The 23,761-nt window shown below is 36.7% G+C and carries 16 protein-coding genes; 12 read left to right on the forward strand and 4 right to left on the reverse strand.

The features are described 5' to 3' along the window. The first annotated feature begins 557 nt into the window (after positions 1-557). From DWA31_RS09785 to DWA31_RS09840, 12 genes are all read left to right on the forward strand, one after another. A complete protein-coding gene (locus tag DWA31_RS09785) occupies positions 558-3,089 on the forward strand; it encodes a TonB-dependent receptor (RefSeq protein WP_114326405.1) in 2,532 nt (843 codons plus the stop codon). 179 nt (positions 3,090-3,268) lie between these two features. Further along, positions 3,269-4,840, forward strand: coding sequence for a tryptophan halogenase family protein (locus DWA31_RS09790; RefSeq protein ID WP_114326406.1), 1,572 nt, complete (start codon positions 3,269-3,271; stop codon positions 4,838-4,840). 11 nt (positions 4,841-4,851) lie between these two features. Next, complete coding sequence (locus DWA31_RS09795) at positions 4,852-6,411, forward strand: tryptophan halogenase family protein (RefSeq protein WP_114326407.1); 1,560 nt, start codon at positions 4,852-4,854, stop codon at positions 6,409-6,411. A gap of 39 nt (positions 6,412-6,450) precedes the next feature. Further along, positions 6,451-7,149, forward strand: a complete 699-nt coding sequence (locus DWA31_RS09800; RefSeq protein WP_168427325.1) for a SapC family protein — start codon at positions 6,451-6,453, stop codon at positions 7,147-7,149. Between the two features lie 363 nt (positions 7,150-7,512). Then, a complete protein-coding gene (locus tag DWA31_RS09805; protein ID WP_245942576.1) occupies positions 7,513-10,221 on the forward strand; it encodes a family 20 glycosylhydrolase in 2,709 nt (902 codons plus the stop codon). Between the two features lie 231 nt (positions 10,222-10,452). Then, the gene (gene nagK, locus DWA31_RS09810) at positions 10,453-11,361 is read left to right on the forward strand and encodes an N-acetylglucosamine kinase (RefSeq protein WP_114326409.1); all 909 of its coding nucleotides are present in this window, start codon (positions 10,453-10,455) and stop codon (positions 11,359-11,361) included. Positions 11,362-11,369: 8 nt separating this feature from the next. Further along, on the forward strand, positions 11,370-12,500 hold the full coding sequence (nagA, locus tag DWA31_RS09815) for an N-acetylglucosamine-6-phosphate deacetylase (RefSeq protein ID WP_114326410.1): 1,131 nt from the start codon (positions 11,370-11,372) through the stop codon (positions 12,498-12,500). A 77-nt stretch (positions 12,501-12,577) separates the two neighbouring features. Continuing rightward, positions 12,578-13,876, forward strand: a complete 1,299-nt coding sequence (nagP, locus tag DWA31_RS09820) for an N-acetylglucosamine MFS transporter NagP (RefSeq protein ID WP_425451882.1) — start codon at positions 12,578-12,580, stop codon at positions 13,874-13,876. A 938-nt stretch (positions 13,877-14,814) separates the two neighbouring features. After that, the gene (locus DWA31_RS09825) at positions 14,815-15,774 is read left to right on the forward strand and encodes an alpha/beta hydrolase (protein ID WP_114326411.1); all 960 of its coding nucleotides are present in this window, start codon (positions 14,815-14,817) and stop codon (positions 15,772-15,774) included. 348 nt (positions 15,775-16,122) lie between these two features. After that, a complete protein-coding gene (locus DWA31_RS09830; RefSeq protein ID WP_114326412.1) occupies positions 16,123-16,527 on the forward strand; it encodes a rhodanese-like domain-containing protein in 405 nt (134 codons plus the stop codon). A gap of 573 nt (positions 16,528-17,100) precedes the next feature. After that, positions 17,101-17,727 (forward strand): HEAT repeat domain-containing protein, encoded by a 627-nt coding sequence (locus DWA31_RS09835; protein WP_114326413.1) that lies wholly within the window; start codon positions 17,101-17,103, stop codon positions 17,725-17,727. Positions 17,728-17,730: 3 nt separating this feature from the next. After that, a complete protein-coding gene (locus DWA31_RS09840) occupies positions 17,731-18,879 on the forward strand; it encodes an acyltransferase family protein (RefSeq protein WP_114326414.1) in 1,149 nt (382 codons plus the stop codon). On the opposite strand, the gene DWA31_RS09845 is transcribed toward DWA31_RS09840, so the two are convergent. From DWA31_RS09845 to DWA31_RS09860, 4 genes are all read right to left on the reverse strand, one after another. Continuing rightward, positions 18,872-19,873 carry a tetratricopeptide repeat protein gene (locus tag DWA31_RS09845; RefSeq protein ID WP_114326415.1) on the reverse strand — a complete coding sequence of 334 codons (1,002 nt, stop codon included), beginning with the start codon at positions 19,871-19,873 and terminating at the stop codon, positions 18,872-18,874. The genes DWA31_RS09840 and DWA31_RS09845 overlap by 8 nt on opposite strands. 93 nt (positions 19,874-19,966) lie before the next feature. Then, positions 19,967-20,584: a phage tail protein gene (locus tag DWA31_RS09850; RefSeq protein ID WP_114326416.1), complete on the reverse strand. Its 618-nt coding sequence runs from the start codon at positions 20,582-20,584 to the stop codon at positions 19,967-19,969. A gap of 66 nt (positions 20,585-20,650) precedes the next feature. Further along, entirely contained in the window at positions 20,651-21,499 is an 849-nt protein-coding gene (locus DWA31_RS09855; RefSeq protein WP_114326417.1) for a PEP-CTERM sorting domain-containing protein, read from the reverse strand. Between the two features lie 764 nt (positions 21,500-22,263). Further along, positions 22,264-23,706 carry an IS1182 family transposase gene (locus tag DWA31_RS09860; RefSeq protein ID WP_114326418.1) on the reverse strand — a complete coding sequence of 481 codons (1,443 nt, stop codon included), beginning with the start codon at positions 23,704-23,706 and terminating at the stop codon, positions 22,264-22,266. Between the last annotated feature and the right edge of the window lie 55 nt (positions 23,707-23,761).

The following is a 23,761-nucleotide window of genomic DNA, read 5'->3' on the forward strand; positions in this document are numbered from 1 at the left end:
GTGCGTATATAGTCGCTCTATATCAAACAAATTTGTGACGTTATCACTTTCCTGACAAGCTCCCAAGGGCGAGTTTAACAGGTATATATGCTGCGTTATTGATTTTGACAAGGGAATAACCATTCTCTTCAATCAATGCCTTGCCTCTACACCTTTTAATTCTCGCTGAATGTTCTATTCATTACTTCAATTGGTATAATGTTAGATAAAATGCCAAACGGGTTTTAACTGAAAATAGTTCTTATTTATAAAAAAGTGCTGTCAATTATAAGTTGCCAGCACTTTTTTGCATTAAAACAGCAATGAAAATTATTTAATGTCATTTAATTTTAAGTTATAATTTTCTTTATATACAGTTGGTTATACTACTTAACGTCATAAGAGTGCAATTAAATGTTAATTTACACTAGATAAATTAAAAAATACACGGTAAGGTTTACTTACCCAATGACAGCGCTGTCATAAAGAATGACAACGCTGTCATTGGGCCAGAATAAAATATTATCATTAAATAAAAAATATATTTTCAAAAAACAAACGTGTGTAAGGGAAAGTCTATGTCAACTAAAACATTTAAAAAAGGCGTATTAGCTAGTTCAATCGCTCTAATCATTGCTGGTGGTGTTTCATCACAAGCTATGGCTGCAGATGAAACAAAATCTGCAAATAAAGAGATTGAAGTAATTCAAGTAACTGGTATTCGTGGTTCATTAAAAGAAGCGTTAAATCAAAAGCGATTTTCTGACGCAGTGGTTGATTCCATTTCAGCTGAAGACATTGGTAAGTTTCCAGATAGAAATATTGCCGAGTCTTTACAACGTATCCCAGGTATAACTATCGCAAGAAACTTTGCTGGTGAAGGTGGTAATGTTTCTATCCGTGGTACTAACCCAGAATTAACCTTAGTTACCATGAATGGTAACTATTTAGCTTCTACTGGTTGGTTCTCGCAACAACCTGCAAGTCGTTCATTCGATATGGATTTACTTCCGCCTGAATTAGTTGCTGGTGTTGATGTTTATAAATCACCAATGGCTTCATTAGATGAAGGTGGCGTTGGTGGTACCGTTGCTGTACGCACAAGAAAGCCGTTAGATCTTGAAGCTAATACATTATATCTTTCAGCTGAAGTTCAAAATAACAGCATTGCCGATGGCAATGGTAAAGGGGCAACAGCTTTTTATAGCTGGAAAAATGATAACGAAACTTTTGGTTTATTAGGTAGTTTATCAACACTAGAGTCAATTGGCCTTGCGCATAAAGCTGAAAACTATATGGATGACGGTTGGGCTGGTGCAGGTATTTCTGAATTTAAGCAAGACAGAAAGCGCACCGCTTACGATTTAACCTTACAATATGCACCGTCAGATGATTTATCAATGAACTTACACTACTTTGGTGTAGATTTAGATGCAGCTAATACAAACCAAAACTACTTAATTATAGCCGGTACAGATCCTGCTGGATTTAATGCAAATGTTACCGGCGCTACAAAGTTTGGCCCTGTAAATGGCTTTGCTTTAAATGGTCAATATGCAGGTGCAGCATTTGATGATACTAACTCTCGTAATGCTGAAACTGATACACGAGTTATCACTTATGAAGTTGAATACTCGGGTGATACCTATAGCATTAATGCTAAAATCGGTAACACTAAAGCAACAGGTGGTGACGGTGGTAACTACAATGTTGGTTGGGTATCGGGTAATGCTAACCAAAGTATTGATTTTGATATGTCAGGTCATAACAGCATGTTATTGAGCCCTAACAATACCGATGCTAGTAATCATGCAGAATACAACATGAATAATGCATCAGTTGTTGCAGGTGACCGCGAAGATGAAGAAACTTTTGCGCAGTTTGATGTTAATTTTGATGTTGATTTAGGCCCTGTTTCAAGTATTAAAACAGGTGCTAAATTAAGAGATCATGAGTTTACAAGCTTCAATAAAAAGTGGCAGTTCCAAGATGGCTTTACTGACGGCTTAACCAAAGCTAATTTTGCAGATGGTCATTTTGACCATTCAGGTGTTGGTTTAAGTGGTGATAGCCCAACAGCTGTCGCTCGTGTTAATGGTGATCAAGTTCGCGCTTATATGGACAGTGTTAAAACAGGTGAAACATTACTCAAAGATAGCTTTGGTATTATTAAAGAAGATATTTTTGCTGCTTATGTTCAAGGTGATTTCAGTGGTGATGATTATAGAGGTAACATCGGTTTACGTTATGTTAAAACTGAAACTTCAGCAGACTTCTTCTTAGGCGATACCCCTGCAACAGAAGAAAGTGATTACGCTGACTGGTTACCTAGCTTTAACTTAGCAGTTAACTTAGATACTGATTTAATACTTCGTGTATCAGCAGCTAAAGTTATTAGTCGTCCAAACTATTCATTTTTAAACCCTGCGGCAAGTGTTAATGAAACAACTAAACGTATTACTAAAGGTAGTGTTCAACTTGACCCATACCGTGCAAACCAATATGACATCGGTTTAGAGTGGTACTTTAACGAAGAATCTTTAGTTTCAGCAACATTATTTAGTAAAGACATAAGTTCTTTCATCATTGCTGGTGCTAACGAAAGTCGTATCACGTACCAAGGTGAAGAATATATTTTATCTGAGCCAGGTCAAGGCCTTGGTGGTCAGCTTGAAGGTATTGAATTACAGTACCAACAACAAATGGGTGAGTTTGGTTGGTCTGCTAACTTAACTTATACTGATGGCTTTGGTTTACAAGATACGGGTGGAGAAGTCGAAAAAGTTCCTTTAGCCGGTATGTCTAAAGTAAGCTATAACTTAAGCGCGTTCTATGAGAATGATCTGGTTTCAACTCGTATCGCTTACACTTACCGTGATGAGTTTATTGCTCAATCAACTGGTATTGGTGGTAATACAGGTTGGGATGCACACGGTTTCTTAGATGCAAACGTTACTTGGCATGCTACTGATAGCATTGATGTAAGTCTTGAAGCGACTAACATTTTGGAAGAAACGACAACACAACGTTTCGTTAGCGAGTTTGATGCTATGCGTTTAGCAGCTGAGAACGGCCGAAATGTTTATCTTAAAGTGTCTTACCGTTTATAAGTACTTAGGATATAAAAAGAAAGGAAAGCGTTGCTTTCCTTTCTTTTCTCTCCTAGGTTAAATATAACGTATTATTTTCAAGTTTATTCATTCAAAGAAACAGCCATACAATGATCAAAAATAAAAAATAGATCAAAAATAAAAAATAGATCAAAAATAAAAAATAGCGAGAAATAGTTATGGGAACAGACAATAATCATATTCTTATTATTGGCGGAGGAACGGCTGGCTGGTTAAGCGCAGCCATTTTGGCAAAAACGTTAAACAGTAAACTTAAAAATGGTGTGAAAATCACATTAGTAGAATCTCCTGATATTCCTATTTTAGGCGTTGGCGAAGGCACATGGCCAAATTTAAGAGGTACATTGCATAAAATAGGCATTAGCGAAACAGACTTTATTCGTGAATGTGATGTAACCTTTAAGCAAGGGGCCGAATTTGTTAATTGGTCTAAAACACCTGAGCCTAATAAACCACATAGCTATTACCATCCACTCAGTACCGTAAGTCATTCTTCATACGACTTTAACCTTGCGCCTTATTGGTTACAACAAGACAAAGACACCCGTTTGCCTTATGACAGAACAGTTGCTTCACAAGCAAGGTTATGTGATCACGGGTTAGCACCTAAGCAAATTGTTATGTCAGAATACAGTGCTGCGCAAGAGTATGCTTATCATTTAAATGCCTGTAAATTCGCTGAGTTTCTAAAGCAACATTGTATTGATCATTTGGGTGTTAATTTTATCAGTGCCAATGTGACTGAAGTTGTCTTAGACAGCGATGAATTTATTACGCATGTAGAAACTGACCATATCAGCGAAAAACAACTTAACGCAGATTTTTTTATCGATTGCAGTGGCGCTAAGGGTTTGATTATAAAACAAACCTATAATATTGCTTGGCAAAGTATCAATGATGTTATTTTTAACGATACGGCACTTGCCGTTCAAGTACCTTACCCCGATAAAACCCAAGCGATTAAAACTCATACCATAGCTACAGCTCAAGAAGCTGGATGGATATGGGATATAGGCCTTCAGGATCGTAGAGGTGTTGGTCATGTTTATTCAAGCAAGTATATTTCTGACCAAGCGGCTAAGCAGCAACTTATTGACTACATTGGTGAGCAAGATACTAGTGAGCTTACTTTTAGAAAAATTAAATTGAATCATGGTTACCATAAAAAGTTTTGGCATAAAAACAGCGTAGCTATAGGGATGTCAGCGGGTTTTGTTGAACCATTAGAAGCATCAGCAATTTTCTTATTTGATGCTGCTGCAAATATGATAGCTACCCAATTTCCGCGTAAAAAATCAGAAATGGCTTATGTAGAAAAAAAATTCAATGAACACCTTACTATGCGTATGGAACGAACTGTTGAATTTATAAAACTTCATTATTGTATTTCAGACAGAAGAGACAGCCAGTACTGGATAGATAATTGTGATCCAAAAAGTATTCCTGAGAACTTACAACAAAGATTGAATTTTTGGCGTAGTCAACCGCCAACAAAATATGATTTTGAAAATGCTTGGGAGCCCTTTAATTTAGACAGTTATTTATACATTCTTTATGGAATGGGTTTTGAAACTGATTTAGAAACTGTAAGCGCTAAATATACACAGACTGAAAGAGCGAATAAGTTATTTGACGATATTAATAAGGCCAGTGAATTATTAATAGAAAAAATGCCTGTGCAAAGGGCGCTCGTTGAAAAAGTTATTCAATATGGTTTTAGCAAGTTATAGGTGTAATATCCATGACAGAACAAGTAATTAAACAAGTTATTATTGTTGGTGGCGGTACTGCAGGTTGGTTAACCGCAGCAAAATTAGCTAAGCGGTTTAACAGCACAGATCCTTCGGCGATTCAGGTTACCTTAATTGAATCGCCTGACATCCCTACCATCGGTGTTGGTGAAGGAACTTGGCCAACAATGCGGAAAACGTTAGCCGAGCTTGGTATCAGTGAGACGGTCTTTCTAAAAAGATGTAATGCGTCATTTAAACAAGCAACTAAATTTGTTAATTGGAAACAAGCACCACAAAACGGCATAAATAATCATTATTACCACTTGTTTACTTCTATGTTTGATTCTAATGAGTTCAATTTAGCCCCTTATTGGAATTTAGGGGATATTGGTCAAAACGAAAGTTATGCTGATAGTATTAGTGTACAAGCAACTATTTGTGAGCTTGGGTTAGCACCAAAACTTATTACCAATAAAGAATTCGAAGGTATTCAAAATTACGCTTATCATTTAGATGCGGGGTTATTTACAGACTTATTACGTGAACATGCAACGAGTACATTAGGCGTTAAGCATATTTCAGCCAATGTTACCGATGTTAATCTAGATGTTGATGGCTATATTGCCTCTATAAATACCGATAAAGCCGGTGTTATTACCGGTGGTTTCTTTGTCGATTGTACTGGTTTTAAAAGCTTGTTAATAGGTGAAGCCTTAGGTATTCCTTTTAAAAAGGTTAATGATACCTTGTTAACGGATCATGCACTTGCCATTCAAGTGCCTTATGAAACAGATAATCCCATCATAGCAAGCAGCACTATTTCAACAGCACAAGAAGCCGGTTGGACTTGGGACATTGCGTTAGCAAATCGTAGAGGTACTGGCTATGTATATTCATCAGCTCATACCAGCCATGATCGTGCAGAGCAAATTTTACGTGAGTATATTGGTCCACAAGCAGCGCAATTAGATGCTCGATTGATTAAAATGAATGTAGGTTATCGTGAAAAATTTTGGCATAAAAACTGTTTTGCCGTTGGGCTATCGGCCGCATTTGTTGAACCTTTAGAAGCGTCGGCCATTTTTCTTATTGAAGCTTCGGGTAACATGCTATCTGAACTATTTCCTCGTGACCGAGCTTCAATGGAACTTGTTGAAAAGCAGGTTAATAAATCGTTTAAGTTTAGATGGAATAAAACTATCGATTTTATAAAAATGCATTATTATCTTTCCAAAAGAGACGAACCCTTTTGGCAAGATAATAAAAACCTTAATACGGTACCCGATAGCTTGTTAGAATTATTAGCTCGATGGAAACATCAATTAATATCTAATTATGATTTTGACAATGTTTATGAGCCTTTCCCGTTAGACAGCTATCAATATGTACTTTATGGTATGGGGTTTGAACAAGATTTAAGTTTTAATAAAAGTGCTTTTAACAAACAAGATATAGCAAAACAGCATTATGCAAAGGTAAAAGCCGTGACCGAACAAATAAAAAATCAATTGCCGTCAAACCAAGAATTACTAAAAAAAGTCAGTCAATATGGTTTTCATAAACTATAAAAAATATTAATGTATTAGCAACGAATGGGAGAATTAATAGTGGATATTAAAGCAATAAATAATGGTGCTCATGGCAAGCTTAAAATTAAAAATAATGAAAACTTACAACAAAGTAAAGACAAGCACTTTGCTCCAGTGGTTGTACAAGAGTTTATAGCAGCAAGCCAAGAGTTTCCGATTGTTTTTATTAAAGATGCGGGCACTGGGCAATTTAAAGCTATTGCGTTATTAGGCCTAAAGCCAGAAGAAAACTTATTCTTTAGTGATGATACTTGGCAAGCAGGTTACAAACCTGAAGGTTTAACACTTTATCCTTTTTTACTTCACCAAGATAAAAATAGTGAACATGCTGTCTTGTGCTTTGATGAAAACTCATTTTTAGTTAATGAAACTGAAGGTCAGGCCTTATTTGATGAGAATGGAGTTCAAAATCAATGGTTAACAGATAAAGGTGAACGTATTGTTAGTTATATTGAAAAAACTAATTCAACAGAAAACTTTATTAAATTACTTTTAGATAAAGACTTGTTATCCCCACAAACCTTGAATCTTAACTTAGAAGGTGAAGACGAATATACTATCAATGGCTTGTATGTGATTGACGAGAAAAAACTTAACGCCTTACCTGATGAAGTGTTTAATGAACTAAGAAAAGTAGGGGCTCTACCTGCTATTTTTGCTTCTTTAATGTCAATGCAACGCATTCATTATTTAGCCCTAAGAAAGTTAACAGATTAAATTTCCGGATATAATGCAAAACGGGTATATACCCGTGACCATTCAAAATACATGTTTCAGTGGGAGAAAAAAACGATTTAGACAAGGCATTGATTGCAGAGAATGGTTGTTCCATTCACAAAATCAATAACGACGTATAAATCGTTTTTAGCCCCATCGTAGAAGTGCATGAGCAATCCCATTTTATTGTTGCGTCAAAGAAATAGGGCGCTACATGGACGTAGCTTATTAGAGAATGCAGGAGCATATTCTCCTGAATAACCATGATTTAATTGACGCGCCTCAAACTGGAATTGCTCAAGCACTCTGAATCGAGCATTTTGAATGATTACGGGTATACATTAACAAGATAGGGTTGTAAAGATGAATTATAAGCTATCAGCCTTGCTGATACCTGCATTAATGCTAACAAGTAGCTTGGTATTGCTTGGTTGTGAACAGGTAACTAATAAACCAAATTTGACAGAGCTTAATAAATCTAAAGGCATTGATACAGTAACGCTACATACAGCGTCACAAGAACATATCGATGCCATTGCCCAAGATTTAGCTATTAATTATCGCCTTGTTAGTAATGTAGCAACAGCTAAATGTGCTCAAAGCATTGCCAACGGTGCTTGTTTTGAAGTTGAGCTCAGCTTTACTGCCAATAAAGCAATTAAAGCAAAGGATTGGACTATTCATTTTAGCCAAATTTCACCTATACAATCATTTGAAAGTGAAGAGCTTGACGTTAAGCATTTAAATGGTGACTTGCATGTTATTTCCTTAAATGATGCCTATTCAGGTTTTAAGCAAGGGGAAACTAAGACGTTACTATTTCGCGCAAACTTTTGGATGTTATCGCAAACGGATGCTTTGCCCAATTATTTAGTTGGTGCCCCGAATTTGCAAACCCAAGTAATTGAAAGCACTAAAACTCACATTGATGCCGATTCAGGCTTGGAGCAGCTGCCTTTTGTTGTGCCATTTACTGATGAGGTAACTCAATTTAAACGCAGTGCTGATGATAAAACCCAGTGGCTAAATAGTAAAAGTTTATTCCAACGTAATCTTAAATTATCTGAATTAGCACAAATTTCAGATCATGCGGTTGCTAGTGCCATTATACCGACACCTAAAGCGGTTATCGTTGATGAGAACTATGCTGTTGTTGATGTTAGTAACGGTTTTCATATTGATTTTGGTAATGTTGATCAAGATACAGTTGCCGCTGCTTTAGCTCGCTTGAATTTATTAGGTCTTAAAAATTCGGTCAAAAACAAGCAAGGTTTAGCGCTTAAGTTGCAGATTAAGGCTGATAGTAACAAAGTGATTGGCAGCTATTCTTTAGCCATTGACGCCCAAAGTATAGATGTTGTTGGTGTTGATGCGAATGGCGTTTTTAATGGTTTACAGTCATTGGCAAGTTTAACAACGCTAAATACTAATACTCTTCCGGTTCTAGTCGTTGAAGATGAGCCACATTATGCTTTTCGTGGCATGTTAGTGGACGTTGCCCGCAATTTTCATTCAAAAGAATTTATATTAAAATTACTTGATCAAATGGCCGCTTATAAATTAAATAAGTTACATTTACATTTAGGCGATGATGAAGGTTGGCGACTAGAAATTCCAAGCCTGCCAGAGTTAACCGAACTTAGCAGTAAACGCTGTTTTGATATCCAAGAGCAAACGTGTTTAATTTCACAATTGGGTGCAGGCATAGATACTACTTCATCAGTAAATGGCTATTACTCAGTTAGTGATTATCAAGAAATTTTACGTGCAGCGAGTGCTCGTTATATTCAAGTTATCCCCTCTTTAGATATGCCAGGTCATTCAAGATCTTCAATTAAGGCGATGCAAGCTCGTTATAATAAATACAAAGCGCTTGAAGATGATGCCAAAGCAACAGAGTTTCTTCTGAATGATTTTGACGATAAAACTATCTATTCATCGGTGCAATTTTATCATGACAATACGATTAATGTTTGTATGGAATCGTCGTACGCTTTTGTAAAAGAAGTCATGACTCAAGTAAAAAAAATTCATCATGATGCTGGTCAGCCATTAACTCGCTATCATATTGGTGCAGATGAAACAGCGGGCGCTTGGGTTGAATCACCTATTTGTAGAGAGTTTGTCGCTAATAATAGTTATGGCGTTACAGATATAAGTCAAGTAGGGGTATATTTTATTGAACGAGTGGCCAATATTTTGTCAGATTTAGATATTGAAACCGCTGGGTGGAGTGATGGTATGGAGCACACACGTAAAGACAATATGCCTGCTATTGTTCAAGCTAACGCATGGGATGTTCTTTTTTGGGATGGACATGACAAGGTACATGGCTTAGCAAATCGCGATTGGCAAGTGGTTGTTTCATCGCCAGATGTACTCTATTTTGATTTTCCTTATGAAGCTGACCCAAAGGAACACGGCTATTATTGGGCATCTCGTCATACAAATACAGAGAAAATATTTCAGTTTATGCCTGATAATTTACCTGTACATGCTGAGTTTTGGTTAGATAGGCAAGATAACCCATATATCGCTGATGATACGAAAACGCCGCTAGCTAAAGGACAAACTTTTTTAGGTATTCAAGGACAGCTTTGGAGTGAAAATACTCGCAGCGATGAAATGGCTGAATATAAAGTGTTTCCACGATTATTAGCGTTAGCAGAGCGCGCATGGCACATACCTAAGTGGGCTGTTCCTTATAATTACCAAGGTGCAAAATACAGTCAAAAAAGCCAAGTTTTTACTGCAGATATGCAAAATAAACGTGATGACAATTGGCATTCATTTGCTAATACTTTGGGACAAAAAGAATTTGTTAAATTAGAGTTGTCAGGTGTTGATTATCGCTTACCTACAGTAGGGGCGGTTATTGATAAAGGGGTATTAAAAGCTAATATTGCTTTTCCAGGACTTGGTATTGAATATCAATTATCAGGTACTAACAGTGAAGTACAAGCATGGCAGGTATACAGCGAACCAGTTAAGGTACATACGGCAGTGAAAGTACGTAGTCGTTCAGTAAATGGAACAAGAACAGGGCGTGTTACTTCGGTGTTTTTACATTAATATTAGGCTGGTTTAATATGTAAAATCAGCAGGTTACTCTTATCTAACAATAGAAATAAACATTAATATTGAAAAAAAAACAAAAATAAAATGACAACGCTGTCATTTATGGTTAAGATGAAAACAATGAAAATTTGATTGAATGCTTTTTTACATTGCCAAGTAAACAAAAATAGTTTACAAAGTGCAAAAATAAGATATTAAACAATTAATAAGAATTTTGAGGCTAGTATGTTCACAAGTAGTGACAATAACAAAAAGTTATTTTTAGGTATAGATGGTGGTGGAAGTAAATGTAAAGCTATCGTGATGAATGAAAATAATGAAATTTTGGGTACGGGAGTCTCTGGCCCAGGAAATCCATTACATGGCTTTGAACAAGCAACTAACTCAATAACTGAATCAGCGCTGTTAGCATTAAAAGATGCGGGTTTAGCGCATATAGAATTAAGCGAACTTATTGCTGGCGTTGGTTTAGCAGGTGTTAATTTACCTGTGCTATTTGAACAAATGCAAGCATGGCAGCATCCGTTTAAACAAATGTTTTTAGCGACAGATTTACTTATTGCTTGTTTGGGTGCTCACCAAGGCAGTGATGGTGCTGTAATGATATCTGGTACAGGTTCATGTGGGTTTGCTAGCATTGATGAGCAATATTATATGTTAGGGGCTCATGGGTTTCCTCATGGAGATAAAGGTAGTGGCGCGTGGTTTGGTTTGCAAGCCGCTAAGCAAGTTTTATTGGCCATTGATGGCATTGTTGCACCGACAATAATGACAGAAGTATTATTGAAAAAATTAGGCTGTCATAATGACACTGAATTAGTTGAAACTATTGCTGGCAAAGCGGCTACTTATTATGCACAACTTGCTAATTTAGTTTTTGATGCGGCTGAGCAGGGTGACAAAGTTGCACTTGAGATAGTTGCTGAAGGCGCTGAATATATCAATAGTATTGCTCTAGCACTAATAGCCAAAAAGCCACCGCGAATTTCAATGATTGGTGGCTTAACAATACGTCTTAAACCTTGGCTTAGCAAAGATATTCAACAACAATTATCAGAGCCATTAAGCCCTCCTGAAGTGGGTTCCGTATTATTTGCAAGAAAAGAAGCGGCTAAAATACAGCCAGTAAGTTAGGAAAAATAATGACGCAACTACGCCTACACGCCAAAAGATTATTTGATGGTCAGAATTTTTTCGATAATCATGTACTCACCATTAATGATGGAAAAATCAGCGCGATTGATCTAGACACAAGTAATGTTGATGTCGTTATTGCAGGACTCATTGTTCCAGGCTTTATTGATTTACAGGTTAATGGTGGCGGTGGTGCTTTATTTAATGACACCCCTTCATTAGATAAACTCAAAACCATCATTGCTGCTCATGCCAAATTTGGCACTACAGCTATGATGCCAACTTTGATTACTGACAAAATAGAAGTAATGGCGCAAGCCGCTGATGCTATGGCTGAGGCGATTAAAGAAAAAGTGCCCGGCATCTTAGGTATTCACTTTGAAGGACCACATTTATCATTAGCTAAAAAAGGCACTCATTGCGCTGAGCTGATTCGTCCCATATCAGAAGCTGAATGGCAAGTGCTTTCACGTAAAGATATTGGTCAAGTGATGATAACTTTAGCGCCAGAGACTGTTTCAGCCAAAGATATCAAACGTATGGTCGAATTAGATATTAAGGTATGTTTGGGCCACACTAATGCCGATTTTAAAACCGCGCAAAAAGCGGTTGATGCAGGTGCTAGTGGTTTTACTCATTTATTTAATGCTATGTCACCATTGCAAGGTCGAGAGCCGGGTGTAGTGGGTTGCGCGTTACTTAATGATAATACTCAAGCTGGATTAATCGTTGATGGTCATCATGTTGATTATGCTAGCTGTCAGTTAGCTATCAAAGCAAAACCTGCGGGTGGAATATTTTTAGTGACAGATGCAATGCCACCTGTAGGCACTGATATAAAGGAGTTTCCTTTGTATGATAAAACCGTTTATGTAGAAAATGGCAAGTTAACTTCGACTACGGGTGAATTAGCCGGCTCTTCATTAGATATGGCAACTGCGGTTAAAAATACTCACCTTGAGTTGAACGTTCCATTAGATGAAGCGTTGCGAATGGCAAGCTTATATCCCGCACGATACCTTTATCAACAACAAAATGTGCTTCGAGGTCAGTTAAAGGTTGGTCAATATGCTGACTTAGTGGTTTTAAATGATGATTTTTCAGTAAATGAAACCTGGATATCAGGTCGAAAAGTTTAAGAGTAAAGTCAAAAATAAATAATCGTAACTAAATAATTATAATAATAAATAAATTAACGCAACTTAAAGAGGAATTTATGGAAATGTCGATAGCCAAAGAAAAACAGCAAAGTAATGCAGTACCTATGATCATTGTTGCAGGTCTATTTTTTATTTTAGGTTTTGCAACGTGGCTTAATGGCTCGTTAATGCCTTATTTAAAACAAATTTTACAACTGACTCCATTTGAAGCTTCTTTAATCATATTTTCATTCTATATAGCGGTCACTTTTACTGCTTTGCCCTCTGCTATTGTTATTCGTAAAGTGGGTTATAAAAATAGTATGGCTTTGGGCATGGGTACTATGATGGTTGCGGGATTACTATTTATTCCGGCAGCAAAAACTCAAATATTTCCATTGTTTTTATTAGCACAGTTGGTGATGGGTACAGGGCAAACACTCTTACAAACAGCGGTTAATCCTTATGTAGTTCGTATTGGACCAGAAGAATCTGCTGCGGCTCGTATTTCTGTTATGGGTATATTGAATAAAGGTGCAGGTGTTGTTGCACCCGTTGTATTTACAGCGTTAATTCTGAGTAACTTTACTGACACTGTTGGTACAGAGCTAACGCCAATTCAAATTGATGCTATGGCAAATTCATTGATATTACCTTACTTAGGTATGGCTATTTTTATCGGCTTGCTCGCTTTTGCTGTGAAAAAATCACCTTTGCCAGAATTAGCAAGTGAAGCCGATGGTGAAGGGGATAATACTGGCCACCTAAAAGAAACATTAGCGCACCCAAATTTAATTTTGGGTGTTGTTGCTCTTTTTTTCTATGTGGCAGCCGAAGTTATTGCCGGGGATACTATAGGTACCTTTGCATTATCACTAGGCGTTGAAAATTATACTATGATGACGTCATACACTATGGTGTGTATGGTTGCCGGCTATATTTTAGGTATTGCTCTTATCCCACGTATTATTTCTCAACAAAAAGCGTTGATGGTTTCTGCCGTAATAGGATTATTGTTAACGGCTGGCATTGTGTTTGGTGATAATAATTCATTTGCAATTGCAGATACTCTTTTAGGTGGTTTGAAATTACCCGATACTCTAGTGTTGATAGCTTTCTTAGGTTTTGCTAATGCGATTGTATGGCCTGCTGTTTTTCCATTGGCTTTATCTGGCATGGGTAAATTAACTAGTATTGGCTCAGCATTATTAGTTATGGGTATTTCTGGTGGTGCTTTTGGACCATTATTCTGGAGTATTACTTCTACATCTACCCAAATGGGTGAGCAGGGTGGATACTTAGTCTTATTTCCATGTTATTTATTTATTCTTTTCTATGCTGTTAAAGGCTGTAAAATGAGAGCATGGCGTTTGTAAGTAGCTAACGGCATATAATATTTTTTGTGTTTAGCAGAGCGGAGAAAATTTACGGAGCTTGCCCCTGTATCGGATGAGGCACAGTGCTAAATGTAAAGTATCAAATTAACATTTAGTGCTTCATCAATAATTATTTGCAGTTAAAGTATTTCCATCTACAGGGGATGCTTATTCAAGCGTCTTAGTTGGTTAAATGCTTGTTTTTCAGACTTCTGTAAGTGTTCAAAGCTTAAGGGGATTGCATTAAAAACAGCTTGACACAGATCCCCATATTTAATCTATTACTTCGCTTTAAGCAAAGTAAAATGACCAAACAGAAGCCAACACTTATCGAACATTTCAACTGTTGTTGTACTAACTGTTTATAGTGACTTGGGTCAAGTGGTTTTTTAGCCGCTATTGATAGAATTATTGCTTACGTACATAACGCCCGTTTAATAAACAAAAAAAGTTTGTTAAACAGTCCGCTATATCAGACGATTATAGACCATGAAACAGATATAGATCAGAGTAAACATCAAAATTTTCATTTGATTTCCCTACAGCCCATTAAAAATAAGGGGTTTAGTTTTCCATAATTCTAAAATCACTAAATTGTTAAAATTAAAAACACTGAACTTTTCAGATGTTAATATAGTAGAGCCTTGTTTCTATTGACCTACAGCTAAATCAAATTAGATAAACATCTTCTGCTCAATGTCTGATTTACTTTAGGGCTTATCTTGTGAGGGAGTTATAGTTGTTAGTATAACCATTATAAACAATAACGACTGTTTTTAGCTAAAAACGTAATATAGTAAACAGACCATAGTACCCACTTATGATCGAGATTTTTTATATCCATTTTTAAATTAAGCCAAATCGTAGCAATACATTGCATAAGCATGCAGCGCACTTTATATTCGACACCATAAATATATTCTTCATCGAGTGAACTTATGGTTATTGTCAGTATAGTAATTTTCGTTATTTGTATTCATTTTTGGCGGAAACATCTTTTATTAAAAGAAACCAGCGTTCAAAATCACGAAGATTTTAATGGTGACTTGTATCAAGTAGGTCATAGTATTGTGGCCCATGTGAAAAATACTGGCCCAAGTGATAAAACCATTATTTGTATGCATGGCTGGTTATTTGACTATCGCTACTTTACTCAGCTTTATACCGCTAATGATGGTGAATTAATTTTAATTAATAGTTGTGACTATCATGCGGCTAATAAAAATATCTCGCCCATAAAAGCGACTTGGCAAATAGAAAATTCCTATGATCGCGATACTATTGAACATGATGCTGCTGTGCTCATTCAAGCAGTTAAAAATTTGGCAAGTACTGATGAGTTATTATTACATGGGCATTCTCGTGGTGGGGCAGTTGTACTTGAAGCCATTAAACAAAATCAAGCATTATTTAAAAATGCAACGGTGATATTAGAAGCCCCCGTTTTACCTGAGGCTCCTCTTATTAAAGCCAATAAACGCTTTAAAGCATTTAATGAGGTAATTTCTTATATCATTATGTATCCGTTTCCATTTATTGTGGCTTGGCTATCGAGGTTTGGCATACCTGATTTTGCATTTAAAAATGTTAGGCCCATGAATGCACGTAAAAAACATTTGATGCTAGGTATGTTTAATAATCATAAAAATATTAAGGTCTTGTTAAATAACTTCGAGAATATAAATACTTGGACACTGGTAAATAGGGTTGATTTATTTGATGGAATTAATAAAGGTTATATTTTAATTGGCAGTCAAGATGCGGTATTAAGCCGTGACTTAATGTTAAAGGTTGCCAATAGAAGTGAAAATAATATTACTGTTATTGAAAGTAACAATTCTAGCCACTTTTTAACGTTAGATATTCCAGAACAAGTTAAGTCCCTCAAATTTGAATAAGAATAATATAGATTTTTTTCTGCGCTCCAACGCAGAAAAATAGTCTGCTTTTAGCAAGAATAAGTCATCAGCTAATCATTGATTAATGTCAGGTTTGAGCCATTGCTGCCGTTCACATAATTGCATGGGCATGACTTCAAAGTTAAGGTTTTTAGATATTAGCCAGAGCACAAAACCTATCAACAGTTCATCATCTGAAGGCTGATGTCTAAAAGGCTAAAGTGCCAACAAGTCACTCAAAAGGACAAATAACAGTTGGTTTTTGCTCCTTCGTCGCTTATTTTAACCAACTATTATTTGCTTCTTAGTGAGGCGTTAATATCACTCAACCATCAAGGTAAATTTATTATGTCCTTATTAAAAAGTAGTAAGCAGTTGGTCGAAGAGGCAAATGCGAAAATCAAGACACTGTCTGTTGAAGGCGCAAAAGGAAGGCTAGCCGACTCGAATGTCGTTTTTGTCGATATCAGAGATATTCGAGAGCAAGAGCGTGAAGGTGCTATTCCTAATGCTATTCATGCGCCAAGGGGTATGCTGGAGTTTTGGGTTGACCCTGAGAGCCCTTATTTCAGACCAGTATTTGGTGAAGATAAACAGTTTATCCTCTATTGTCAGTCTGGTTGGAGGTCAGCACTGGCTACCGCAACCTTACAAAATATGGGACTTACAGCGGTCTGCCACATTGATGGTGGTTTTAACGCTTGGAAAGACTCTGACGGCGAGGTCGTTGAGAAAAATAAGAAAGAACATTAAGGGCTTTTATGTCGAAAATATTTAACAAGGTAGTTAAATTTGCATGCGAAAATCGCAGCCGTTTACTACGGCGTAATCGATACAAAATCTAATCAAAATATACTATTACATATAAATGGTTAAGGGCTGCTTAGTGCGCGTTGACGTTAGAGCTGGCTTCACCAACGGCAGCTCCCAGAGAAAGCGGTCGTTATCTTCACTGACTACCGTATGACTTTTGATCGCTATGTAGCTGACATTAATATAAATAAATTTATCTAGAGTTTTGGAGTCAAAAAACAATGGATATATTGGTGGCAAGTCACGCCACTTTACAGGCCAAACTTTTACTATAGCATTGGTCAAGATAACGACAACTATTACAGAATGTCAGCCATTTTTTTAAGATTACGGGAAGAATTTGGGTTTAAATGCTAAATTTATCTATAGCTCTTTAATAATGGATATTTCATAGTTGAACAACATTATTATCGAACAGGGCCAAAAAGTATAGTTTTAAATAATCACGATACGCAGCTATTTTAATACAAGGCAAGTTTAAGCTTGAAATAAAATTAAAGGGGTAAATTTACTATGTATTCAAAATATGTATATCTGGTAATGATTTTTACTATTGGTGTTCTAACAGGTCGAATGTCAGTAGATGTTTTTACAACCACAAATGATGTTGCCAATGCAGAAAATACCGTGGAGGATATTGTACAAAACACACTACTTTCAAAGGACTTAGGCGATATTGTAAAGAAGAATGATTACCAACATTCAGATAATAGTGCCGGCTTAGTTCAACCTTCAAACGAACGTTTTAGATTTATATTTATTGAGGGTTCATCACAGCAAGATAATGATTGGCAACGGGTACTTTATGAATCAGATGATTTGGATTTAAAGCTAGCAGCTATTAGTAATCTTGTTAGTGATGATGCAACTGAAGCGTTAGCGATTGGCTTGGGGGATACTTCAGCACTTGTTCGTCAAAAAACATTCATTGGATTAGGTATTATCAATACCGAAAACTCCATACGTATGGTTGCACAAACGCTATTTTCAGATCCTTCTATAAAAAACCGCCTAGAAGCTATTAAAATATTGGAAAATAATTTTGATATGCCTTTTGTTGAATATTTTTTAACTTTTACAATGAACCATGATCTAGATGCTACTGTTCGCCAACGTGCTGCAACCTCGTTAGGTTTATAATAAATGACTCGCTATAGAGGGTTAGATGGTCTGCGAGGGTTAGCTGCACTTGCCGTGTTTGCTGTGCATTATAACCAGATAGTTGATATTGACATACAAGTCGGTATTTTTGATTTTTTCCTTTTATTTGCCAATGGCGAATACGGCGTGGCCCTGTTTTTTATACTAAGTGGTCTACTGTTATCGCAACCATTTTGGCAATCATTGTTACATCAGCAAGCGTGGCCTAATACAAAAACTTATTTCACCCATCGTATCGTAAGAATTTTACCCACATTTTATCTGGCACTAACGCTTATTATCGTGACAACTGATTATTGGAAATTTCCGCAAGCCTGGCCCGATATATTATTACATTACAGCTTGCTGTTTAATTATGCAGAGTTCTCCATTTTTAGCCTCAACCCTCCTTTTTGGACTTTGGCTATCGAAATGCAATTTTACTGCTTACTGCCCTTTCTATTTCGCATCATTCGTAGTGCAAAAATAACGAGAGTATTCATCTTATTAGCTATGCTTTCGATAACTGCATATATTTTACATTACTTAATATCTTCATCTATTAGCACAAATATAACTTGGCCTGGAGATCAGCAACTTGTTTGGATCCGGCCTTACGGCGCGGTCGTTAGTCACTCATTATTAGCACATTTACCCCTTTTTATTATTGGTATTATCTCTGGAGGCGTCTTAGTTATAATTACAGAAAAAATGCATGGGTACGAGGGGAGTGGAAATTGGCGCTATGATATTATCTTTGGGGTTTGTCTCAGCCTCTGTTTGCTACTACTATCAACCCCATTCAGTGAAAGCATACAAGTACCCTATGGCAGATATGGCTTGCCATTGACCCCGTTGTTAATTGCCGGATTATTGATAAGTACACCGCTGACAAAGTACAGTGTAAAGGTATTAGACAGTAAAGCGCTTAAGCAGCTAGGCGCAATTTCTTATGGTGTATATCTCTATCATTTTCCAGTATTGACGTTAGTTTATCGTCAAATGGCAAAATTAGGGTTGGATGCCCAACAACATTGGTGCTATTTGGCCCTATTTTCACTCACAATTACCCTTCTTGCCGCGACTATCTCTTATTACCTCATTGAGCGACCGATGATAAAGTTTGTGCATAAAAAAAGAGCAACTACTTAGCCTTAGTTATTGTTGTTAAAGGATATTTATTAAGATGTATTTGAAGTTTGTTATCTAAGGTTTCTGTCCAAGTAGCGGGCATAACATTGATAACTTCACTCAGCATTTGTTTTGACTTTTCAATTTCTTCAATATTTTCTGTTCGTTGAATACTGGCTGAAAGCCATAAAAATGCCTTGGCAAGCTCTTTTTCATCCCACAAATTATTCTCAGGGTTTTTAGGTGAATGGTAGTACAAGAGTGCAGTTTGATAATAAGCGGGCACATAACCTTGTGCAGCAGATTGTTCAAACCACTCAAGGGCTACTCGGTTATTGGCATCTATGCCTATGCCATCACGTAGCATTACACCTAGCTGATATTGCGCTTTATCTGAATGATAACTAGCCGCCTTAGCGTACCAATCTAGAGCCCTTTTATTTGTTAAATCTGTGTTTTGTAATAAGTTGAATTGTCCAAGTTGTAACATAGCCGGAACTGAGCCTTGTTCTGCAGATTTTTTACATAAATTTGCACCTTTTTTAGCATCCTGCACTACTCCGAATCCTTTAACATAAAGCGCACCAAGATGACAAAATGACAAATGATATCCTAGATCAGCAGCCTTCTGATACCATATAGCTGCCTGAGCATAATCTATTTTTTGATGTACACCATTTTCAAAACAACTTCCTAAGGCGTCAGCAGCCACAGGAACTTCATGCTTAGCGGCCTGTTCATACCATAAACAGGCATTTTTTCTATCTTGTACTCGCCCCCAACCATAATCATAAAACATCGCCATGGTTAACTTTGCCAAAGAGTTGTTCTTTTCCTTAGCTAAACGCTGATATTTTTCAAAGGCGTTATCATAATCTCCCGCGGCCAGTAATTTTTCAGCATGACGGATATCTCGGCTTTCAGTTGCTCTAGCTATATTGGAAAACGTAAAAACGATAATAAAAAGAGTAAAGAAAATTAAGAGAGTAAAAGAAGTTGCACGAGTAAAAGACATAAAATAAAACCTAAAAGTAAACCTAAAATTAGCGGATATATAAAAAATCGCTAGTTTAATACTAGCGATTTTTATTGAGCTTATATATCCATACTAGTTACGTGATGGATATATGCCTACTAAGGCGATTACATATCTCAAGGTTAAATAAGGCATCATGTTATTATGAGACTGATTATTGCCTTTATCATTTTGAACAATAGAGCCCGCACTCATGTCTACATCGGGTGCAGCCGAACTATAGATCTTAGTACGACTTTTACTGGCTAAACTGTTTCCATCTGGTGTAGCAGAATCACCCCTAGCATCCTTTCCTCTTAATTTTACATCATGATTATGGCTCGGCATCTGACCCACTGATAACGTTTCGGTTTCAGTTCCCCCTCGACTCCCCTGATTACGTTGAGATAATCCAGGACCATTACCTGTGTGTATCGCAACTCGGCCGCGTAAATCGGGTAAGCCAAACGTAGTGCGACCATCGCCACCATATGTTGTACCTAATAAAGAAAATAGTGCAGTATTTGTAGATATCGCGAGTAATTGCCCGTCACAATTTGCAAATCCTCTTGGCGTAAAGGTAAAGCCTACTAGCATAATTTGACCAACGAATGGCTCTGACGCTATTGCTGATTGACTAACACTTAAGCCCGCCACAAGTGCCAGTGAACTTGCAATAGTACCTATAGGTCTTAATGATTTTTTGAACATGATAAATTTCCTTCTTCTTGTAAAAATTAATCAGTAATACAGCTTAATTCAACTGATGACATTAAATTATTTTATCTTAAAGAACCTGTTCTTTCTGAGTAGCCCAAACATCCCGATCGCGAACAATAGTAAACTTGCTGGCTCAGGTACGTCTTGGGGAGGGGGTGACTGAAGGATTGTATCTTCTATTGATAAAAACTGAGAAAAGTCTGCAATGCTGCTTCCTGTTTCAAAATTACCACCTTCTAGCGTCCAAGTTAACTCAAAGTCAAGAGTTTCACCTGGGTTTATCATAAAATCAAAAGACAGAGTATTACTTTCACTTAATTCTTCCCCAGAATTTCCTGTAAGAACTCCACCAATTTCATCACCAAATAATGTATCCGACAAAAGGTCTGTGAAAAATATTTCAATGCCACCGGCAAATAAAATAAATTCGGAATCAGCGAAGGAATCAGCTCCAGTGGCGTTAACGAGATTACTGTAAGTTAATTTGAAAATCACCTTATAAACATCTATTAATGAAGAGTTTTCAACACTGAGAAAAGAATCGAAACCGATTGAAAAATCGTCATCTTGAGTATTGACAGCACCAGAAAAACCAACGCCGTCTCCGCTAACATTAGGTACAGCATATGTGCCGTCTAACGGATTAACACCTGAAGTGACAAGATTTCCAGCGTATTCGCTTGTGGTAGCAGAACCTCCTTCAATTACGCTGAAATCTCCTGTGGTTGGCCCATAACTAAATGAATCATCCAATACTGCGTCCGCATCAAACGCTATTGAAGCATCAACAATATTTATATCAGAAGCGATGGCACCCGCATAAGCTGAAGATATAGAACAAATTGAATATGTGGCTGCAAACAAAAGACTTTTAATTATTTTCCAGACTGGCTGTTGGAACCTCATTTTTATCTCCTAAGTTGATATTATTGTTTATCCTAGAGACTAAAGCATAAATCACACCATGATTTTTACTACTTATAATTCAATGGCATATATAAAATGGTCGTTTGTTTTTTTTAAATATGTAAATAAAACTGACACTTATTAATGATGAAGGTGTAGTTGGTTTGCTGGAGTTTATCTTATTGGTATATCCAGATTATTTTTATATTTAACATGCAAACTAAGTTCAAATCAGTTGATAAAACATTACAAATTAAATCGTAAAACATCTTTGTAAGTACGTTCAAAATAACGGTGTTTTTCATTATCAACAGTGCCAATTTAAATTTGTTATGCTGGGTTAATAGACGGATATTTTAAGCTATATACTTCAAATAACGATAGTGAGTCATTTCCGTTGTATGATTATAAAGTTGACTTAGCCCCCTTGTAAATTATTTTGTCTTCAATGAGATTGAACAGTTAATGATTTCAGCTAAAAAACCAAAATAACTAGTGACTAAAATTGGAGAACAGCGCCTCTTCTCTGGCAGCCAAATCTATCCGTATCACTGTGACCCAAAACTGCCATCAAAATTTACCTAAGCTAAAGACAGCTGTGAGCCTTACAGTTGTCGTTATGGTACTAAATCTAAGGGGCATAATGTGGCCAGCCAGTGTAAAAACTCATTATGGTTTGTATAAATTTAAAAATATGTTCTACCGCTGAGTTTGTTTATTTTTGATGAGAGTAGAATTTAAAATAAAAAGACAAGGCTAGAGCCTTATATTGTGGCCTTTATCGCATTTATTAAGCCTTGATTACCCATTATGCTTAACATTCGTTTGAAGTTATAAGCCAGAACATGGAGATTCATTTCGGTTCTGACATTTTTAAATCGACGAGTGAGTAAATGTGTCATCCCCATCCAACACTTAATAGTGCCGAATGGGTGTTCAACGGTCTGCTTTCTTATTAGCATGAGGTCAGGCCGTTGTTTCATTAACTTATCCATTTTATCAATACAGTCTTGATGCTCCCACCGAGTTAATTTTCTAGGGTTCGCACCTTTCGTACACTTAGATCTCAATGAGCAGGCTCGACAGGTTTTAAGTCTTGCTCGGTAATTAATTTGATACATATCGCCATTTTTTGTCATTGTTTTTCCGGGCGTTAACACTTTGTTATTGGGGCAAATAAATACATCCATTTCTTTATCATATTTAAACTTCAAACGGTTAATTATTCCTTTCTTATCGCTACCGGAGGTATCACCTTTTGGTACCAATGGTGTCATACCTGCATCTTGAGTGTCTTTGATATATTTGCCGCTGAAGTAGCCTTTATCAGCGATAACCGTTAGGTTTTTTCTTTTTAGCGCGTGTTGAGCCAAAATAGCTGTAGGGCAGAGTTGCCCTCGGTCAGTCGTATTAGTCACTTCATGTGCAACGATTAGGTGATGCTTGGTATCAACAGCACTCTGTATGTTATAACTGACAACTCTCGTCATACCTTGAGTTTTCATCAGTCTTGAATCTGGATCAGTGGTGGATATTTGTTTTTCTGGGTGGTCTTTAACTTCTTTTTCTAATGTTTTTAACTCAGCTAATTTCTGTTTTAAATTGTTAATTGTATCTTGTGTTGCCTTGACCGTTTGGGGGCTATGTTGCTCTTCATCAGCACGGTCTAGTTTTTCTAAATAGTTGCTAATATGTTTTTCAACACGCTCGATATGAAATGCCATTTTCTTTGGGGTGTAATTATTATCTTTGTTGTTACTGGCTTTAAATTTACTGCCATCAATGGCAATCTCACCTTCATCAAACATATTAAGTTGTCGGCATAGTTCAACGAATGTCCGGCAAACATGTTTAATACCCTTAGCGTTATTTTTTCTAAAATCAGCAATGGTTTTAAAATCTGGCGCAAGTCGCTCAAGTAACCACATTAATTCAATATTTCGATTCGCTTCAATTTCTAATCTTCTAGAGGATTGGACTCGATTAAGATATCCATAGAGATAGAGCTTTAACATGACCGCAGGATGATACTTAGGGCGGCCAGTAGATTTGGTTATCACACCGGTGAAACCTAAATCAGCTAAATCCAATGCTTCAATAAACACATCAATGACTCTGACGGTATTTTCAGCATTAACAAAGTCATTGAGAGATTCAGGAAAGAGTGTAGATTGGAAACGGTTAACACCTTTAATAAAGCCTGACATTACACTTACCAATAAAGATTAACTTACTGATAAGTATAGTAAATGCATACTTTAT

It is taken from the genome of Candidatus Colwellia aromaticivorans, assembly GCF_003333305.1.
GTDB lineage: Bacteria > Pseudomonadota > Gammaproteobacteria > Enterobacterales > Alteromonadaceae > Colwellia > Colwellia aromaticivorans.

Excerpts from the sequence above, each read along its gene's own strand:
- DWA31_RS09845 (WP_114326415.1), bottom strand. The coding sequence starts at position 19,873 with ATGTCTTTTACTCGTGCAACTTCTTTTACTCTCTTAATTTTCTTTACT.
- DWA31_RS09855 (WP_114326417.1), bottom strand. The coding sequence starts at position 21,499 with ATGAGGTTCCAACAGCCAGTCTGGAAAATAATTAAAAGTCTTTTGTTT.
- nagK (WP_114326409.1), top strand. The coding sequence starts at position 10,453 with ATGTTCACAAGTAGTGACAATAACAAAAAGTTATTTTTAGGTATAGAT.
- DWA31_RS09805 (WP_245942576.1), top strand. The coding sequence starts at position 7,513 with ATGAATTATAAGCTATCAGCCTTGCTGATACCTGCATTAATGCTAACA.
- DWA31_RS09790 (WP_114326406.1), top strand. The coding sequence starts at position 3,269 with ATGGGAACAGACAATAATCATATTCTTATTATTGGCGGAGGAACGGCT.
- DWA31_RS09795 (WP_114326407.1), top strand. The coding sequence starts at position 4,852 with ATGACAGAACAAGTAATTAAACAAGTTATTATTGTTGGTGGCGGTACT.
- nagP (WP_425451882.1), top strand. The coding sequence starts at position 12,578 with ATGGAAATGTCGATAGCCAAAGAAAAACAGCAAAGTAATGCAGTACCT.
- DWA31_RS09830 (WP_114326412.1), top strand. The coding sequence starts at position 16,123 with ATGTCCTTATTAAAAAGTAGTAAGCAGTTGGTCGAAGAGGCAAATGCG.
- DWA31_RS09835 (WP_114326413.1), top strand. The coding sequence starts at position 17,101 with ATGTATTCAAAATATGTATATCTGGTAATGATTTTTACTATTGGTGTT.
- DWA31_RS09825 (WP_114326411.1), top strand. The coding sequence starts at position 14,815 with ATGGTTATTGTCAGTATAGTAATTTTCGTTATTTGTATTCATTTTTGG.
- DWA31_RS09860 (WP_114326418.1), bottom strand. The coding sequence starts at position 23,706 with ATGTCAGGCTTTATTAAAGGTGTTAACCGTTTCCAATCTACACTCTTT.
- nagA (WP_114326410.1), top strand. The coding sequence starts at position 11,370 with ATGACGCAACTACGCCTACACGCCAAAAGATTATTTGATGGTCAGAAT.
- DWA31_RS09850 (WP_114326416.1), bottom strand. The coding sequence starts at position 20,584 with ATGTTCAAAAAATCATTAAGACCTATAGGTACTATTGCAAGTTCACTG.
- DWA31_RS09840 (WP_114326414.1), top strand. The coding sequence starts at position 17,731 with ATGACTCGCTATAGAGGGTTAGATGGTCTGCGAGGGTTAGCTGCACTT.
- DWA31_RS09785 (WP_114326405.1), top strand. The coding sequence starts at position 558 with ATGTCAACTAAAACATTTAAAAAAGGCGTATTAGCTAGTTCAATCGCT.